The sequence below is a fragment of the Streptococcus cristatus genome, assembly GCF_003943535.1.
In the GTDB taxonomy this organism is placed as follows: Bacteria; Bacillota; Bacilli; order Lactobacillales; family Streptococcaceae; genus Streptococcus; species Streptococcus cristatus_L.
Genome location: NZ_RJPU01000003.1, coordinates 27,955 through 44,729, shown reverse-complemented (window position 1 = coordinate 44,729; position 16,775 = coordinate 27,955). Strand labels below are relative to the sequence as shown.

Genomic DNA, 16,775 nt, shown 5'->3' with positions numbered 1-16,775 from the left:
TATCTGAAAATATAATATTTTATGCTATAATGGAAGCAATCAAAATCATGGAGGTTTGGAGATGGCAGAAGCGGGTCATAAATTTTTAGCAAAATTAGGAAAGAAACGTCTTCGTCCCGGTGGTAAGCTGGCCACAGACTGGCTGATTGAGCAGGGGCAGTTTTCCAGCGATAAGAAAGTTCTAGAGGTTGCCTGCAATATGGGAACCACAACGATCGAGCTGGCTAAAAGATATGGCTGCCAGATTACTGCAGTTGATTTGGATAAGGCTGCGCTGGCTCAGGCTAAGCTTAATGGAGACAAGGCTGGTGTTGGTGAGCTCGTCGCATTTGAGCAGGCTAATGCCATGAAGCTGCCTTATGATGACAATTCTTTTGATATTGTTATCAATGAAGCCATGCTGACCATGCAGACGGATAAGGGGAAGGCCAAATGTATGGATGAGTACTACCGGGTGCTGAAGCCAGGTGGAGTGCTCCTCACACACGACGTCATGCTCAAGCAAAAAGATGAGAATGTCCGAGAAGAGCTATCTCGTGCGATTAATGTCAATGTGGGGCCTCTAACCGAGGGATCCTGGATTCAGCTGGCACGTTCTCATGCTTTTGACCGTGTGGACACCTTTGTCGGTGAAATGACTTTGATGAGTCTTCGAGGGATGATATATGACGAAGGACTGGGCGGCACACTGAAAATCTGCTTTAATGCCCTCAAGAAAGAAAATTACGGCCAATTTATGAAGATGTTTAAGATGTTCCAAAAGAATCAAGAAAAACTGGGCTTTATTGCCATGGTTTCTCGCAAATAATACTATCTACTTTGGAAAATTTAAAGTGATTAAAAAAATTTCATAAAAAGCTTGACTCTGCCCTAAGGTCAGGGCTTATACTATAAGGGCAAGGAGGTTTTTTATGTATCATATCAAAGAAGCTGCGCAGCTTTCGGGTGTCTCTGTCAAAACCCTGCATCACTACGACAAAATTGGTCTTTTGGTTCCTCAAAAATCAGAAAATGGCTACCGAACGTATAGTCAAGCTGATCTAGAGCGGCTACAGGTCATCCTTTACTATAAGTATCTGGGCTTTTCTTTGGAGAAAATAGCAGAGTTGCTGAGTCAGGACGATCAGGCCTTATTGCCGCATCTGGTGAGGCAGTTGGAATATTTGCAGCAGGAAAGAGACCGCTTGGATACCTTGATTTCCACCTTGCGAAAAACCATTCAAGAAGAAAAAGGAGAAAGAAAGATGACAATGAAAGAAAAATTCGCAGGCTTTACCTACGAAGACAATCAAAAATACCACCAAAAGGCTGTAGAGGAATATGGTCAAGAAGTCATGTCGGAAGCACTGACTCGTCAAAATGGACGGGAAGAAGAATCTGTCGCAGCCTTCAATCAAGTTTTTCAAAGTCTGGCAGAAAATATGCAGCAAGGCTTGCCAGTTGAAGCGGCAGAAAATCAAGAGCAGGCAGCGCGTCTCTTGCAAGCCATCCGTACTTATGGCTTTGACTGCTCTATTGAAGTCTTCGGTCATATCGGTAAAGGCTATGTCTATAACCCAGAGTTTAAGGAAAACATCGACAAATTTGGCCAAGGCACAGCCCAGTACACATCAGATGTCATTGCTGCTTATGTGCGGACAAATGCAGAATAAATGAGAGTGGGACAGAAATCGGTAATTCGTTAGAATTCGATTTCGTCGTCCCACCTCCGCACAGTTGAGTAGGGCTGTAAAAGCTGATGAAATCAGCGTAGTAGAGCCCACTCAACCACTGCGTCTTGCTCGACAATCCAAAGACAATTGAGAGGCTAGGACTTTTGTCCTAGCCTATTTTTTACTTCAAGTCATAAATCCAGTTGTCACCGTCTTTATAGTAAAAGAACTCACTTAAATCGTCTTCTAAAAAAACACGCAGCATATCTGACATATCCTCAGTTGCAAGTTTCAGATGAGAGAGATTTTCCAAATCTTCCCACCAGACCTTTCCTTCATCAGAGGATTGCAGCACACCGGAATAATGCTCTGTCTTGTAGAGCAGGACGACATAGCGGTAATCCTTGTCATCGTACCAGTCTTTGATACCACAAAGTTGAGGTTTGGATATGGTTAGTCCAGTTTCTTCCTTGACTTCCCTGATAACGGCATCGGTAAAAGATTCCCCACGTTCTACATGCCCACCGGGAAAGGTAATACCGGGCCAGTCGGGATTAACTCGGTCTTGGACCAGAACTTTTTCTCCGTCATAAATCATACACATGTTGACGAATTCGACTGTTTCGCATCTGTTCATCTTGTTCTCCTATTTTGTTAGTAACTTTTCCACTACGTTTAACTTTCTCATGGTCAGATCCACGCCAAACAATTTTTCAAGATAGTTAGTATTGAGCTTTTTTTGTTTTGCAGTTCTAGGAAGATAGAGGTAAAGACAGTGATCGCCTATACAGATTTCTTCCTCGCCAAAATCAGCTTTCAATTTTTCTAGTGGCAGACTTTGGATAAAACCTTGATAAAGAATTACATGCACACGATCATGAAGATAGTCTTCTTTAAATGGATTGTCATGAACAATCTTTTCAAAATCGTTCTTATTCTTAATAACCATTTTTAAGTCGGCCCCAATTTTTTCCTTTATCAAAGTATGAACGCGTTCTCGTATTTCTTCTAAAGCTAAGTCACTCTCAAGAATGATATTCCCACTTTGAATATAGGTTCGAACGTGTTGAAAACCAGCTTCTGTCAAAATATCTACCAAATAAGACATTTTCGGGATAGCATTTTTTCCATTAGGAGTAACGCCTCTTAGTAAAATAATATGTTCCAAAGGACTTCCTTTCTTATTTGGTACTTATTGGATTTGAGCCTGCCACCCAGCCAGTACAGAGGGCAGATGTGATGTTGAAGCCACCCGTGTGGGCATTGATGTCTAAAACTTCGCCAGCAAAGTGGAGTCCAGGTACTAGCTTACTTTCCAGAGTTTTAGGATTGATCTCCTTGAGGCTGATGCCACCCTTGGTAACAAAGGACTTGGCAAGAGACATTTTGCCAGTGACAGGGATGGGCAGTTCTTTGATTTGTTTGATCAGAGCCTCTTTTTCACTGAGATTGAGTTGTTTGACTTTTTCAGGATATCCTTGAACAAAAAATTCTGCCAAGCGTTCTGGCAACAAGGTTTTTAAAGCATTTTTTAGGGATTTTTCTCGATGTTCTTCTAAAAAGTCTGCCAAATCCTGCTGACTCATCTGAGGCAAGACATCTAGATAGATGGTCTCGCCGCCCTTGACAAAGCTGGACATGCGTAGGGCAGCAGGACCAGATAAACCAAAGTGGGTAAAGAGCAGGTCATGGGTGATGACATGCTTTCCATAGCTGAGGGTCACATCGTCCAGCGAAATCCCCTGAAGCGCTTTGTGAGGAAAGTCAGTCAGAAGTGGACTTTCGGCTGCTTCCAAGTCGGTCACAGTGTGCTTAAAGTGTCGGGCAATATCATGGCCAAAACCAGTCGAGCCAGTTGAAGGGTAGGACTTGCCGCCAGTTGTCACAATCAATTTCTGGCAGGTCCAAGTCTGGTCGCTGGATCTGACAGTGAAAAGCTCATCAGATTTTTTGACGGAGACGATTTCAGTATTGGTGATGACAGTGCCACCCAACTCTGCAATTTTATTTTCCAAAGCTTCGATAATGGTACGGGACTTGTCTGTCGCTGGGAAAACACGGCCATGGTCCTCAACCTTGAGTTTGACACCGTTCTCTGTAAAGAAGTTGATGATATCATGGTTGTCAAACTGGGAAAAGACGCTGTAAAGAAAGCGTCCGTTGCCCGGAATACCGGCCATGAGGTCATCTAGGTTTCCGTTATTGGTCACATTGCAGCGTCCGCCGCCTGTACCAGCTAGTTTCTTGCCCAGTCGTTTATTTTTCTCAAGAAGCAGGGTCTTCTGCCCGTAGAAAGAACTGGAAATGGCAGCCATCATGCCGGCCGGTCCTCCGCCGATGATGATTGTGTCGAAATGGTTCATTTGTTTTTTCCTTTCGTAAAATAGGAATTTTATATGGTAGTTAATCTTGCGCAAGGTGATTTGCCCTTTAAGCTATACAGTGGACATGCCTTGGTCAGATTTTTAAACAGTTCTTCAGCTAGCATCTTGGTAGAAAATTAATCGGATTTTAGGCTCATTTTTTAAGGAAGATCTTTTCCAGAGGCCCAATAGATTTCGTACCATTCTTTTCTAGTCAGTTCAATATCTGTCGCCTTGGATGATTCGATGATGCGGCTAGCCTTGGTCGTGCCGATGACCGCCTGCATGTGGGCTGGATAGCGTAGCACCCAAGCAATAGCCACTGCCGATGGTGATATTTGGTATTTATCGGCCAGTCGGTTTAAGACGGCATTGAGCTTGGAGTATTTATCCGAACCGACAAAAACGCCTTCAAAATAGCCATGCTGGAGGACAGACCAGGCCTGAATCACGACGTCGTTGAGGCGGCAGTATTCGAAAATGCTACCGTCGCGCATATTTGCGGCTGTTCCCTCCATGTTGACGTGGAAGCCAGATTCAAAGGCAGGTGAAAAAGCTGCGCTCAATTGGAGCTGATTTGCCACCAAAGGCTGCTTGATCTCTTTTTTGAGTAGCTCCATCATCATAGGATTCTGGTTGGACACTCCAAAATCAAGGACCTTTCCTTGAGATTTGAGCAGATCAAAAGCTTCAGCGATTTCACTGGGCTCCATCAGGGCATCTGGTCGATGCAATAGCAGAGAGTCCAGATGATCCACGCCTAAGCGCTGTAAAATACCGTTTGTTGCCTCTAGGATATAGTCTTTGGAAAAGTCAAAGTAGGTGAATTCTTCTATGCGGATCCCCACCTTGGACTGAATCCACATCTTAGCCCGCAGGTCAGGTCGATTTTTAAGCACTTGTCCCAGAATTTCTTCGCACTTGCCTCTACCGTAGATATCGGCTAAGTCAAAAGCATTGATTCCGACTGACAAGGCTGTTTCGACCAGTTCTTCCACCTCTTTGGGTGTCATTTGGGCAATTCGCATCAGCCCTATGATAATCTGGGAAATTTCCCTCTTGCTTTCCCCAAATTCAAGATATTTCATAAGCTCTTCTCCTCGTGTCATCTTACTCCCAGTATAAGCTAAACCCGCTCCAAAGTCAAAAACGACTAGCTAGATCGAACTTTGGAGAAAATGTGTAGAAAATTCTCGTTTTGGCTAATGAAATTTGGCTGACTTTGTCGGAAAAGTAGAAGATTTGACAAAAACTTGGCTTCCTGATAGAATAAGAATGTCTTAAAGACAAATAACTTCTTCTTGGTTGCAGGAATTGCCAAGCCTGTCACTCGGATGAAGCGTAAAGAAAAGGAGCTTATCATGGCAATCTCAAAAGAGAAAAAAAATGAAATCATTGCACAATATGCACGTCACGAAGGTGATACAGGTTCAGTAGAGGTTCAAGTTGCTGTCCTTACTTGGGAAATCAACCACCTTAACGAACACATCAAACAACACAAAAAAGACCACGCTACTTACCGTGGTTTGATGAAGAAAATCGGTCGCCGTCGTAACTTGCTTGCATACTTGCGTAAAAACGATGTTAACCGTTACCGTGAGTTGATCAACTCTCTTGGACTTCGTCGCTAATCTTGCGTTTAAAACGTTTCTATACTTCGTTGACTTCGTCTCGTCGCCTAGTCTATGAACGTTTTATCTAGCAAGAATAAAGCTCTCTGATCTCAGAGGGCTTTTTTATTTTCACTAGAATTTTAGTCTGAGCTCAAGTTAGCTCTCTGACTTTATAGGTTTTTCGTTATCCTTACTTTGTCTTCGATCAGTACAATTTTTAGCTCTCCTTGAATTTTTTAGAAAATCTTGCTAAACTGTAGCTACTAAGATAAAAACACAGTTCTGGTTGGTAGTCCAGACGCAAAAAATCCATTTTTGTCAGTAACCTTCCTCCTTGGTTGTCCATTCTTAGGGATTTTTTTAAGGAGGTGCTGTCATGGATAGGATTTCAATGACGCTGACAGTTTATTTTGAAGAGGGATTTTGGCACGGTCTTTTTGAGCAGGAACATGCTCAATCTTATAGAGTTTGCCGAGTCACCTTTGGTGCAGAGCCTAGTACGCAGGAATTGTTGGATTTTCTAGACCGTTATTATCATCGGTTGCAGTTTAGTCCTAGCATCAGAGTGAAGGAGAAGACTAAGTCCATCAGTCCTAAACGCCTGCAGAGACAGGCTAAAAAAGAGCAGATGGCTTCACTTTCTTCAAAGTCTCAGGAAGCGCTGAAGCTACAATTTGAAGAGCAAAAACAAATCGCTCAAGTCAAGCGCAAGCAGCAGAAAGAACTGGCTAAGCAAAGGAAATTCGAACTCAAACAGCAAAAACGATTGGAAAAGCAAAAGGGGCATTGAGCCTGGTTTTTCTGATTGCTATGAAAAGTCTTCTGTCGGGAGGCTTTTTTTGTTTCTTAAACAAATTTCCCTGCCTCGAAACTATACCAATTTTATGTTGACAAATGTCAAATCGGTGTGTATAATGTCTTTGTCTCTCGATAAAAAGATAAATAAGACTATACCAATTTTCAATAAAGGAGGAACTAGCTTTTTGCTGGCAAAGGGCTAGAAATAAATCTATGTGTGGAATCGTCGGAGTTGTGGGAAACCGCAATGCAACAGATATTTTGATGCAAGGACTTGAAAAGTTAGAATACCGAGGCTATGACTCAGCTGGAATTTTTGTGACAACAGGAGAAAAATCTAGTCTGGTCAAGTCTGTTGGCCGGATTGCAGATCTTCGTGCCAAGATTGGCATGGATGTGGCAGGTTCAACAGGTATTGGGCATACGCGCTGGGCAACCCACGGAAAACCAAGTGAGAATAACGCCCATCCTCATACTTCTCAGACAGGCCGTTTTGTTTTGGTTCACAACGGTGTGATTGAAAATTACCTGGATATCAAAAATAACTATCTTGCTGGCCATGATTTTAAAGGGCAGACAGATACAGAAATTACAGTTCATTTGATTGGGAAATTCGCGGAAGAAGATGGTCTCTCTGTTCTTGACGCCTTCCGCAAGGCTCTTCACATTATCGAAGGTTCCTACGCTTTTGCCTTGGTAGACGCTCAAGATCCTTCTACAATCTACGTTGCCAAAAACAAATCTCCGCTTTTGATCGGCTTGGGCGACGGCTACAATATGGTCTGCTCCGATGCCATGGCTATGATTCGCGAGACTAGCGAATATATGGAAATCCATGATAAAGAGTTGGTTATCGTGACGGCTAATAGCGTAGAAGTGCAAGATTATGAAGGCAATGTTCTTGAACGTGGTAGCTATACTGCTGAGCTAGACCTGTCTGATATCGGCAAAGGCACTTATCCTTACTACATGCTGAAGGAAATTGATGAGCAGCCGACCGTGATGCGGAAGCTGATTAGCACCTATGCGGATGAAAATAATAAAATGCTGATTGATCCAGCCATCATCAAGACAGTCCAAGAAGCGGATCGCATTTATATCATTGCTGCTGGAACTTCTTATCATGCGGGTTACGCTTCTAAACGGATGTTGGAAGAACTGACGGATACGCCAGTTGAACTGGGTATTTCTTCAGAATGGGGCTATGCTATGCCGCTTCTGAGCAAGAAGCCACTTTTCATCTTTATCAGCCAATCTGGTGAGACAGCTGATAGTCGCCAAGTCTTGGTCAAGGCCAATGAACTGGGCATTCCTAGCTTGACAGTGACTAATGTGCCAGGTTCAACCTTGTCTCGTGAAGCCAAGCATACCCTGCTTCTCCATGCTGGACCAGAAATTGCCGTGGCTTCAACCAAAGCCTACACCGCGCAGATCGCTGCCCTAGCTTTCTTGGCTAAGGCGGTCGGTGATGCCAATGGCAATGAGAAAGCCAAGAAGTTTGAGTTGGTTCATGAGCTGTCTATCGTAGCCCAGTCTATCGAGTCTACCCTTTCTGAAAAAGAACTGATCGAAAGCAAAGTCCGTGACCTGTTGGCGGAAACTCGCAGTGCCTTTTATATCGGTCGTGGTCAGGACTATTATGTGGCAATGGAAGCCAGCCTTAAGCTTAAGGAGATTTCCTACATTCAGTGTGAAGGCTTTGCGGCAGGAGAGCTCAAGCATGGTACTATTTCTCTGATTGAAGAGGGAACACCTGTGCTAGCTCTGCTTTCAGACGAAGTCTTGGCTAGCCATACTCGCGGAAATGTTTCTGAGGTTGTGGCGCGTGGAGCCAAAGTTTTGACCATTGCGGAGGAAAATGTGGCTAAGGATGGAGACGATATTGTCCTGAGTCAAGTTCACCCTTATTTGTCACCAATTTCTATGGTGGTTCCAACTCAATTGATTGCATATTTTGCAACCTTGCACCGTGGATTGGATGTGGATAAACCACGCAATCTCGCTAAGTCTGTAACGGTAGAATAACTGTCTTAATGAATCTCGATAAGAATACCAAGCCTCAGATTTTTCTGGGGCTTTTGGTATGGTATTTGGTGATGGAGCTCTTTGGAAGTCTCTTTCTATCATGACAAAACCATGTTATTCTATGCAGATAGACAATAGGTTGAGCATCATTTTTGCATATATTACTAGTTAGTGATAAAATGTTTTCATCTTAAATATCAGGAGGACAAAACATGGTGGAATTAGGTATTTCTACTTTTGGAGAGACAACGACACTAGAGGGGACAGGGCAGACCTATACTCATGACGAGCGGATTCGTCAGCTGGTAGCAGAGATTGAGCTGGCAGACAAGGTGGGACTGGACGTGTATGGTATTGGAGAGCATCACCGAGAGGACTTTGCCGTCTCTGCACCGGAGATTGTGCTGGCGGCTGGTGCGGTCAAGACAGAGAAGATTCGCTTGACTAGTGCTGTCAGTGTCTTGTCGAGCTTGGATCCTATTCGAGTCTATCAGCAGTATGCGACGATTGATGCATTGTCAAATGGCAGAGCAGAGGTCATGGCTGGCCGTGGTTCTTTTATCGAGTCCTTTCTGCTCTTTGGCTATGACTTGAAGGATTATGAAGAGCTTTTTGATGAAAAGTTGGATCTGCTCCTCTATGCTAGTGCCGAGACGCGGTTGAATTGGAAGGGTAAGCTGACGCAGACTATTGACAATCGGGAAGTCTACCCACGGGCGGTGCAAGAAACATTGCCAGTTTGGGTAGCGACGGGGGGCAATGTTGAGTCCACCATTAAGGTCGCCCAGAAGGGTCTGCCAATTGCGTATGCCATTATCGGTGGACAACCTAAGCACTTCAAACCCTTGCTGGATGCGTATCGCCGGATTGGGCAGGAAAGTGGCCACTCAGATGAAAAGTTGAAGATCGCTGCTCACTCTTGGGGCTGGGTCATGGAGGATAATGAGGAGGCGGTCCGGACTTACTTCCATCCGACCAAGCAGGTAGTGGACGCTATCTCTAAGGACCGCCCTCACTGGCGGGAGATGACCTATGAGCAATACCTAGATCAGGTAGGACCAGAGGGGGCCATGTTTGTCGGTAGCCCTGAAAAGGTCGCTCAGAAATTGATCAAGATGATAGACGAGCTGGGACTGGACCGCTTCATGCTGCATCTGCCGTTGGGCTCGCTTCCGCATGAGCAGGTTCTCCAGTCTATCGAACTCTTTGGCACTAAGGTTGCACCGCTTGTGCGGGAGTATTTTGCAGTTAAGGGTAAGTAAAATCGAAGTAGAGGTCTTTTGATAAAGATTGCCTATCTCTCCCATAGAAAATATATATCTTGCCTTTCTAAAAATAGTAAGAAAAACAGGTTTTTTATAGAAAGCTGAAAAACCTTGATAAAGCTAGCTCGAGCTAGCTTTTTTAATTTACTCTTATAAATATTTTTAATCGGGCTGATAGGAAATATATATTTGGAAAGCTCACTTTTCAGTGATATGATAATAGCAATCAAAATGAAAAGGAGCAAGATATGTCTAAAAGAGAGTTGGTTTTAAAAGCTTTTAAGGGAGAAAAAGTTGATCGAGTGCCAGTTGGTTTCTGGCATCATTTTACCAGCGAGGATGAGTGGCTGGCTGGTTTTGGCAATCGGGCCATTATTGAGAAAAATCTGACAGGGCATCAAGCGTTTCTAACAGAAGTCAAGCCAGACTTTGTCAAACTGATGAGTGATGGTTATTTTGCCTATCCTAACGAGAGCTTGAAGAAAGTCCAATCTATCAAGGAGTTGGCAGATATTGAGCCGCTAGGTGCTGACCATCCTTGGATTAGTGAGCAGGTGGAGCTGGTTCAGAAGATTAGGGCTGGCTTTACAGAGGACTTGGTCGCTATTTACAATATTTTTGCACCAGTAACCTACTTCAAATGGCTGGTTGGCAAGGTTGCTGGAGGAGATGACATCATTGCAGATTTTCTAGCAGAAGATGCGGAAGTGACAAAGCGGGTGCTGGATGTGATTGCTCAAGATATTGCGGCTCTGACAGAGCGGATCATCAAGGAAGCCGGTGCAGATGGAATTTACCTCAGCGTTCAGAGCATTCAGGATGCGAGAGTGTCGGCCGAAGATTACAAGGCTTACATTGCTCCTAGTGAATTAGCGGTGCTGGAAGCAGCCAATGCAGCTGGCGGAGTAAATGTTCTGCATATTTGTGGCTACGAAGGCGCGCGAAATGACGTTCATCTTTTCACAGATTATCCAGCTCAAGTTATTAACTGGGCAGTGGGGCCAGAAGGCATCAGCTTGGCAGAAGGTCGTAAATTATTTGGCGGTCGGACCGTTCTCGGTGGCTTTGAAAATGGCAAGACTGGTTTGCTCTACACAGGTAGCCAAGAAGCTATTCAAAATGAGACTAAGCGCTTGATAGCAGAGGCTGGCAAGGATGCTTTGATTATCGGGGCTGACTGCACCATCCCAAGCGATATTGATCCAGAGCGGATTGAGTGGGTTCGCCAAGCAGCAAGTTTAGCATAAAAAGGAGACGAAAGAATGAGTAAGAAAAAATGGATTATCGGTGGAGCAGCTGTGATTGCTATTGTTGCCGCAACTTATTTGGGACGGACCTTGACAGGGGCTTCGTCCAGCAAGGCGAGTAGTGCGGCATCAGGCAGTGACAAGGTCACGACTTTAAAAGTAGCTCATACGCAAAACTATGTTCCTTACGACTTTTTGGACGAAAAAGGCCAGTCAGATGGCTATGAAGTAGCGGTACTCAAGGCCATTGATGAAAAATTGCCAGATTATCAGTTCGAATATACTGGCACCAGTGACGAAGATCTTTTGATTGGTTTGGAATCTGGGAAATATGATATCGGAACCAAGGGAGCTTGGTACACTGAAGAGCGGGCTAAGAAGTTCATCATTCCAGAAAGTCCTATCGGAGCTAGTATCATCGGCTTCACCATTCGAAAAGCGGATGCAAATAAATTTAAAAATATTGATGATTTTGCCAAAGAAAAAGGGAAATTGGTGCCGATTTCGCCACAAAATGCTCAATGGACAGTGATTGAAGAGTACAACAAAAAGCACAATGCTAGTCCAATTGAGTTGACCGCAGCAGAGTCTTTTCAGATAGCGGATGCCTATGCTTGGGTCTTGGAAGGTCGCTATGATGCCTTCTTTGATATCAAATTGTCCTTTGAAAAAGCAGTGACAGACAAGGAAGGTTCCTACCATCAGTATGCGGACCAGTTGAGTTGGTTCCCTTATAAGGGTATCCCTACTTATCCACTCATTCATAAAGATAAAAAGAATGAAGAGTTTGCCAAAGCCTATGAAAAGGCTATTAAAGAGCTGGAAAAAGATGGGACACTCTCTAAATTATCGGAAAAATACTTTGGTGAAGATGTCTTTTCTTATGTAGATAAAGACTAAAAGCTGGAGAAAGGAGACCGTATGGTCGCTTATGATTTGTCCCGTGTTTTTGGCCTGCTGCCTGGTTTGTTACAGGCCTTGCCGACTACTTTATGGATTATGTTCGTGACGGTTTTAATTGGCTCCTTGCTAGGTGGTCTGTTGGCCTGGGCTCAGGTTGCGGAGGAGCAGGCTTTTGCTGGTCTGGCTAGAGGGTATATATTTATCCTTCGGTGTACACCGCCTATTGTCTTGCTCTTCTTGGTCTTCTATGGCATTCCAGAGTTTTTAAAATGGTGGTTGGGACTGGATATCAATAATTGGTCACGGACCGTATTTGTCATCATTACTATGATTCTGCTCTTTGCGGCCATGATTGCAGAAGTCTTCAAGGCAGCCTATCTAGCTGTTCCCAAGGGACAGAGCGAGGCAGGTCTCAGTATTGGTTTGACACCCGTGCAGACTTTTCTGCGCATCGTCCTGCCACAGGCTTTTCGCATCGCCCTGCCCAATCTGACTACTGCCCTTCTTAATCTCATGCGGGATGCTGCGCTGGCTTATACGATTGGGGCAGTGGATGTCATGGGAGCAGGGCAAAATCTTATCAGTCGTAATCTGGGCAATTATTCCCTCGAAACCTATACAGCGGTGGCCTTGATTTACTGGGGAATTGCCCTAGTGGTTTCGCTGGCTTCCCAGCTTCTGGAAAAAAGTCTGACAGTCAAGGAGAGGTGAAGCATGGATTTGAATTATATTGTAAATACCTTTCTGGTCACTTTGAAGGGCATACCGGTAACCCTGATCATTATGGTGGTGGCCATTCTGCTCAGCTTTATTCCGGCTCTGCTCCTGGCTCTAGGTCAGATTTATAAAGTTCGAGGTGTGAGGACCTTTTCGGTGGTTTATCTGGCCTTCATTCGGGCGACGCCGCCCATTTTACTTATCCTCTTTTTCTACAGTCTATTTCCTAGCTTGCTGAATCAATTTTTCAAAAGTCTGGGCAGTCAGGTAGATGTCTTTAAGTTCAATCCACTTTACTATGCTTTCATCATCTATAGCTTGATGACAACAGGGAGTTTATCGGAAATCTTGCGCTCTGCCATTTTGACAGTGGATAAAGGACAGTTAGAAGCGGCGCAGGCTATTGGTTTAACGAATTTTCAAGCCTATCGGAGGATTGTTTTTCCTCAGGCATTGCGCTCTGCCCTGCCTAATCTGGCCAATCTGGTTATCAATTTGGTTAAGGGAACCTCACTGGTATTTGTCATGACAGTGAAAGATATTACAGCTTTGGCTAAGGTCGAAGCCTCCCATTCTTATCAGTATTCAGAGTCTTACTTAGTGATTTTTGTTATTTATCTCATTATCTGTGGCTTGATTCAGTGGATGTTTAGGGGCTTGGAAAAGCGCTACGCTCTTGCTTAGGAAGGAAAGATTATGTTAGAAGTAAAACAGATCTCCAAACGATTTGGAGAGCACCAGGTGCTGGCAGATGTCAGTCTCAGAGTCAATCAAGGCGACGTTGTAGTAATTCTTGGTCCCTCAGGCTCTGGGAAAACAACATTTCTGCGCTGTCTGAATCACTTAGAAAAAGCGGATAGTGGTCAGTTGACTTTGGCTGGTAAGGACTATGATTTGGCTAAACTCAGCAAAAAAGAGATTTTGGAAATTCGCAGAAAGACAGCCTTTGTCTTCCAGCATTATAATCTCTTTGCCAATAAAACAGCCCTTGAAAATATCTTAGAGGGCTTAGTGATCGCTCGTAAGATACCGAGAGAAGAAGCGCTTGAGATTGCGGAAGAGTCCTTGAAGCGCGTGGGACTTTTAGCCTACAAGGACTACTATCCTTCTCAGCTATCAGGGGGTCAGCAGCAACGGATTGGGATTGCCCGCGCCATTGCTGTTAAGCCAGACGTTATCCTGCTGGATGAGCCAACTTCGGCTCTAGATCCGGAACTGGTCGGCGAAGTGCTCAGTGTCATGAAACAGCTGGCTCAGGAGGGAGTGACCATGGTCGTTGTGACCCACGAGATGAGCTTTGCCCGCGATGTGGCCAACCATGTCATCTTTATGGACGGAGGTCACATCATCGAAGAAAATCCTCCACAGGAATTCTTCACCAGTCCCAAGGAAGAGCGGACTAAGCAGTTTCTGTCCCGCATTCTGTCGGATGCCAGCTATAGTGTAGAGTATATGATTTAACTTGTATCAAAATAGAGAAGCTTTCTTCACATTTCTATGTGGGGGAAGTTTTTTGACTTTTAAAAAATTATGTAAATTTTTTGTTAAAACCTATTGACAAGGGAGTAAAAAGGATGTATAATTACAACTGTAAACAAAAAGTTTACACAGAATTTATTCAGAAGATGAGGATATAGCCAGTAGGCGATTATTTTTGGGAGGATTAAAAATTATGTAACATTATATTCTTCTGAAATAGATCCAACTCATCCATAAAGTAAGAGACTGAAGGAGTCTTAATTTTTGGAAATAGAATAAGTTATGTAAAATAATAGATAGGAGAAGATCTCCGATATGAACATAAATGTATAGTAAGTAAGAAAGAGATTTCTTATCTGAAACTTTAGCAAATGAAAAAATGATATAAAAACGTATAAAAAGTGAGGAAAAATGATGAATAACAATTACAACAATTTTAACAATATGGACGACCTTTTCAACCAACTCATGGGGCGCATGGGTGGCTACAACAGCGAACACCGGCGCTACTTGATTAATGGTAGAGAGGTCACACCGGAAGAGTTTGCTCAGTACCGGGCTACTGGCAAGCTTCCTGGTCAAATGACTAGCGAACAGGATGTGCAAGCTGGAGCGCATGGACCTAAGCAAGATGGCATTCTGGCTAAGCTAGGTCGCAATCTGACTCAAGAAGCGCGTGATGGTAAGCTGGATCCAGTCATTGGACGCAATAAGGAAATCCAAGAAACAGCTGAAATCCTTTCCCGCCGTACTAAGAATAATCCGGTTCTGGTCGGAGATGCCGGAGTTGGTAAGACAGCTGTCGTAGAAGGTTTGGCTCAGGCTATCGTCAATGGTGATGTGCCAGCGGCCATCAAGAACAAGGAAATTATTTCTGTTGATATTTCTGGCTTGGAAGCTGGTACTCAATATCGTGGTAGCTTTGAAGAAAATATCCAAAACTTAGTCAATGAAGTCAAGGAAGCTGGCAACATTATCCTCTTCTTTGATGAAATCCATCAAATTCTGGGAGCAGGTAGCACAGGAGGAGATAGCGGTTCTAAGGGCTTGGCGGATATTCTCAAACCAGCGCTTTCTCGTGGTGAGCTGACTGTCATCGGGGCCACTACTCAGGACGAGTACCGCAATACCATTCTCAAAAATGCGGCTCTGGCTCGTCGTTTCAATGAAGTCAAGGTCAATGCGCCGTCTGCCGAAGATACCTATAAAATCCTTCAAGGTATTCGTGACTTGTACGAAAAACATCACAATGTTATCCTGCCGGATGAAGTGCTGAAAGCGGCTGTGGACTACTCAGTTCAGTATATTCCACAACGGAGCTTGCCAGACAAGGCGATTGACCTGGTCGATGTGACTGCTGCCCACTTGGCAGCCCAACATCCAGTGACTGATGTTCATGCAGTTGAGCATGAGATTGCTGAGCAGAAGGCTAAGCAGGAAACAGCTGTTGAAAAAGAAGACTATGAAGCAGCTCTGAATGCCAAGACCCGCATTGAAGAGCTGGAAAAGAAAATTCAAAACCACACAGAGGATATGAAGGTAACGGCGACAGTCAACGATGTAGCAGAATCTGTTGAACGGATGACGGGTGTGCCGGTATCTCAAATGGGGGCTAGCGACATTGAGCGCCTCAAGGGCATGAATGACCGTCTCAAAGCTAAAGTTATCGGTCAAGACAAGGCTGTAGAAGCTGTGGCGAGAGCCATTCGCCGTAACCGTGCAGGCTTTGACGAAGGCAACCGTCCGATCGGAAGCTTCCTCTTCGTTGGTCCAACTGGTGTCGGTAAGACTGAGTTGGCTAAGCAACTAGCTCTAGATATGTTCGGTACCAAGGATGCTATCATCCGTCTGGATATGTCTGAATACAGTGACCGTACAGCCGTTTCCAAGCTGATTGGTACGACTGCGGGCTATGTCGGCTATGATGATAACAACAACACCCTGACCGAGCGTGTCCGCCGCAATCCATACTCTATCATTCTCTTGGATGAGATTGAAAAGGCTGATCCACAAGTGATTACCCTTCTCCTTCAAGTTCTGGATGATGGTCGCTTGACAGATGGACAAGGAAATACAGTCAACTTCAAGAACACGGTTATTATCGCGACATCTAATGCAGGATTTGGCTATGAAGCAGGTCTGGAAGAGGATGCTGAAAAGCCTAATTTGATGGATCGACTCAAAGCTTATTTCCGTCCAGAGTTCCTTAATCGTTTCAATGCAGTGATCGAGTTCTCTCATCTCAAGAAAGAAGACCTGATGGAGATTGTGAATCTCATGTTGGTTGAAGTAAATCAAACCTTGAGCAAGAAAGAAATTGATCTGGCTGTATCTGATGCAGCTAAGGAATTCCTGCGCGACGCTGGATATGACCAAGTCATGGGTGTTCGTCCGCTTCGCCGTGTTATCGAGCAACAAATCCGTGACAAGGTGACTGACTTCCACTTGGATAATCTAGATGCTAAGCACTTAACTGCAGATATGGAAGATGGAACTTTGGTGATCCGTGAAAAATCAGCAGAATAACAGCCGATCACTCTCAAAATGCCAAAAAGAGGCTGGGACAAAAGTCCTAGCCTCTCAATTGTCTTTGGATTGTCGAGCAAGACGCAGTGGTTGAGTGGGCTCTACTCCGCTGATTTCATCAGCTTTTACAGCCCTACTCAACTGTGCGGAGGTGGGACGACAAAATCGAATTCTAACGAATTACTGA

Annotated in this window: 16 protein-coding genes; 12 read left to right on the top strand and 4 right to left on the bottom strand. The window is 44.3% G+C overall.

Annotated elements, in window-relative coordinates; genetic code table 11:
* The first annotated feature begins 61 nt into the window (after positions 1 to 61).
* Together D8790_RS06055 and D8790_RS06050 are read left to right on the top strand one after the other, a co-directional pair.
* The gene (locus D8790_RS06055) at positions 62 to 808 is read left to right on the top strand and encodes a class I SAM-dependent methyltransferase (RefSeq protein WP_125387957.1); all 747 of its coding nucleotides are present in this window, start codon (positions 62 to 64) and stop codon (positions 806 to 808) included.
* A 103-nt stretch (positions 809 to 911) separates the two neighbouring features.
* Positions 912 to 1,652, top strand: coding sequence for a MerR family transcriptional regulator (locus tag D8790_RS06050; protein ID WP_125387956.1), 741 nt, complete (start codon positions 912 to 914; stop codon positions 1,650 to 1,652).
* 181 nt (positions 1,653 to 1,833) lie between these two features.
* Here the strand turns inward: D8790_RS06050 and D8790_RS06040 are convergent, their stop codons facing one another.
* The 4 genes from D8790_RS06040 to D8790_RS06025 form a co-directional block, all read right to left on the bottom strand.
* Entirely contained in the window at positions 1,834 to 2,289 is a 456-nt protein-coding gene (locus D8790_RS06040; RefSeq protein ID WP_125387955.1) for an 8-oxo-dGTP diphosphatase, read from the bottom strand.
* Positions 2,290 to 2,298: 9 nt separating this feature from the next.
* On the bottom strand, positions 2,299 to 2,820 hold the full coding sequence (locus D8790_RS06035) for a DUF1697 domain-containing protein (RefSeq protein ID WP_125387954.1): 522 nt from the start codon (positions 2,818 to 2,820) through the stop codon (positions 2,299 to 2,301).
* Between the two features lie 13 nt (positions 2,821 to 2,833).
* Positions 2,834 to 4,015, bottom strand: coding sequence for an aminoacetone oxidase (gene aao / locus D8790_RS06030; RefSeq protein WP_125387953.1), 1,182 nt, complete (start codon positions 4,013 to 4,015; stop codon positions 2,834 to 2,836).
* 161 nt (positions 4,016 to 4,176) lie between these two features.
* A complete protein-coding gene (locus D8790_RS06025; protein WP_125387952.1) occupies positions 4,177 to 5,103 on the bottom strand; it encodes an aldo/keto reductase in 927 nt (308 codons plus the stop codon).
* 273 nt (positions 5,104 to 5,376) lie between these two features.
* On the opposite strand from D8790_RS06025, the gene rpsO reads away from it, so the two are divergent.
* From rpsO to D8790_RS05965, 10 genes are all read left to right on the top strand, one after another.
* Complete coding sequence (gene rpsO / locus D8790_RS06015) at positions 5,377 to 5,646, top strand: 30S ribosomal protein S15 (RefSeq protein WP_001018251.1); 270 nt, start codon at positions 5,377 to 5,379, stop codon at positions 5,644 to 5,646.
* A 358-nt stretch (positions 5,647 to 6,004) separates the two neighbouring features.
* Positions 6,005 to 6,418 carry a YjdF family protein gene (locus D8790_RS06010; RefSeq protein WP_125387950.1) on the top strand — a complete coding sequence of 138 codons (414 nt, stop codon included), beginning with the start codon at positions 6,005 to 6,007 and terminating at the stop codon, positions 6,416 to 6,418.
* A gap of 221 nt (positions 6,419 to 6,639) precedes the next feature.
* Complete coding sequence (gene glmS, locus D8790_RS06005) at positions 6,640 to 8,451, top strand: glutamine--fructose-6-phosphate transaminase (isomerizing) (RefSeq protein ID WP_125387949.1); 1,812 nt, start codon at positions 6,640 to 6,642, stop codon at positions 8,449 to 8,451.
* A gap of 212 nt (positions 8,452 to 8,663) precedes the next feature.
* Entirely contained in the window at positions 8,664 to 9,713 is a 1,050-nt protein-coding gene (locus D8790_RS06000; RefSeq protein WP_125387948.1) for an LLM class flavin-dependent oxidoreductase, read from the top strand.
* Positions 9,714 to 9,964: 251 nt separating this feature from the next.
* Positions 9,965 to 10,963: a uroporphyrinogen decarboxylase family protein gene (locus tag D8790_RS05990; protein ID WP_125387946.1), complete on the top strand. Its 999-nt coding sequence runs from the start codon at positions 9,965 to 9,967 to the stop codon at positions 10,961 to 10,963.
* 15 nt (positions 10,964 to 10,978) lie between these two features.
* Positions 10,979 to 11,863 carry a transporter substrate-binding domain-containing protein gene (locus D8790_RS05985; RefSeq protein WP_125387945.1) on the top strand — a complete coding sequence of 295 codons (885 nt, stop codon included), beginning with the start codon at positions 10,979 to 10,981 and terminating at the stop codon, positions 11,861 to 11,863.
* Between the two features lie 21 nt (positions 11,864 to 11,884).
* The gene (locus D8790_RS05980; RefSeq protein WP_125387944.1) at positions 11,885 to 12,577 is read left to right on the top strand and encodes an amino acid ABC transporter permease; all 693 of its coding nucleotides are present in this window, start codon (positions 11,885 to 11,887) and stop codon (positions 12,575 to 12,577) included.
* Between the two features lie 3 nt (positions 12,578 to 12,580).
* Entirely contained in the window at positions 12,581 to 13,267 is a 687-nt protein-coding gene (locus D8790_RS05975; RefSeq protein ID WP_125387943.1) for an amino acid ABC transporter permease, read from the top strand.
* Between the two features lie 12 nt (positions 13,268 to 13,279).
* The gene (locus D8790_RS05970) at positions 13,280 to 14,044 is read left to right on the top strand and encodes an amino acid ABC transporter ATP-binding protein (RefSeq protein WP_125387942.1); all 765 of its coding nucleotides are present in this window, start codon (positions 13,280 to 13,282) and stop codon (positions 14,042 to 14,044) included.
* Between the two features lie 432 nt (positions 14,045 to 14,476).
* On the top strand, positions 14,477 to 16,588 hold the full coding sequence (locus D8790_RS05965; RefSeq protein ID WP_125388035.1) for an ATP-dependent Clp protease ATP-binding subunit: 2,112 nt from the start codon (positions 14,477 to 14,479) through the stop codon (positions 16,586 to 16,588).
* Positions 16,589 to 16,775 lie beyond the last annotated feature (187 nt).

Bases quoted from the DNA above. Each gene is read 5' to 3' on its own strand.
- D8790_RS06055 (WP_125387957.1), top strand. From the start codon at position 62: ATGGCAGAAGCGGGTCATAAATTTTTAGCAAAATTAGGAAAGAAACGT.
- D8790_RS06050 (WP_125387956.1), top strand. From the start codon at position 912: ATGTATCATATCAAAGAAGCTGCGCAGCTTTCGGGTGTCTCTGTCAAA.
- D8790_RS06040 (WP_125387955.1), bottom strand. From the start codon at position 2,289: ATGAACAGATGCGAAACAGTCGAATTCGTCAACATGTGTATGATTTAT.
- aao (WP_125387953.1), bottom strand. From the start codon at position 4,015: ATGAACCATTTCGACACAATCATCATCGGCGGAGGACCGGCCGGCATG.
- D8790_RS06025 (WP_125387952.1), bottom strand. From the start codon at position 5,103: ATGAAATATCTTGAATTTGGGGAAAGCAAGAGGGAAATTTCCCAGATT.
- rpsO (WP_001018251.1), top strand. From the start codon at position 5,377: ATGGCAATCTCAAAAGAGAAAAAAAATGAAATCATTGCACAATATGCA.
- D8790_RS06010 (WP_125387950.1), top strand. From the start codon at position 6,005: ATGGATAGGATTTCAATGACGCTGACAGTTTATTTTGAAGAGGGATTT.
- glmS (WP_125387949.1), top strand. From the start codon at position 6,640: ATGTGTGGAATCGTCGGAGTTGTGGGAAACCGCAATGCAACAGATATT.
- D8790_RS06000 (WP_125387948.1), top strand. From the start codon at position 8,664: ATGGTGGAATTAGGTATTTCTACTTTTGGAGAGACAACGACACTAGAG.
- D8790_RS05990 (WP_125387946.1), top strand. From the start codon at position 9,965: ATGTCTAAAAGAGAGTTGGTTTTAAAAGCTTTTAAGGGAGAAAAAGTT.
- D8790_RS05985 (WP_125387945.1), top strand. From the start codon at position 10,979: ATGAGTAAGAAAAAATGGATTATCGGTGGAGCAGCTGTGATTGCTATT.
- D8790_RS05980 (WP_125387944.1), top strand. From the start codon at position 11,885: ATGGTCGCTTATGATTTGTCCCGTGTTTTTGGCCTGCTGCCTGGTTTG.
- D8790_RS05975 (WP_125387943.1), top strand. From the start codon at position 12,581: ATGGATTTGAATTATATTGTAAATACCTTTCTGGTCACTTTGAAGGGC.
- D8790_RS05970 (WP_125387942.1), top strand. From the start codon at position 13,280: ATGTTAGAAGTAAAACAGATCTCCAAACGATTTGGAGAGCACCAGGTG.
- D8790_RS05965 (WP_125388035.1), top strand. From the start codon at position 14,477: ATGAATAACAATTACAACAATTTTAACAATATGGACGACCTTTTCAAC.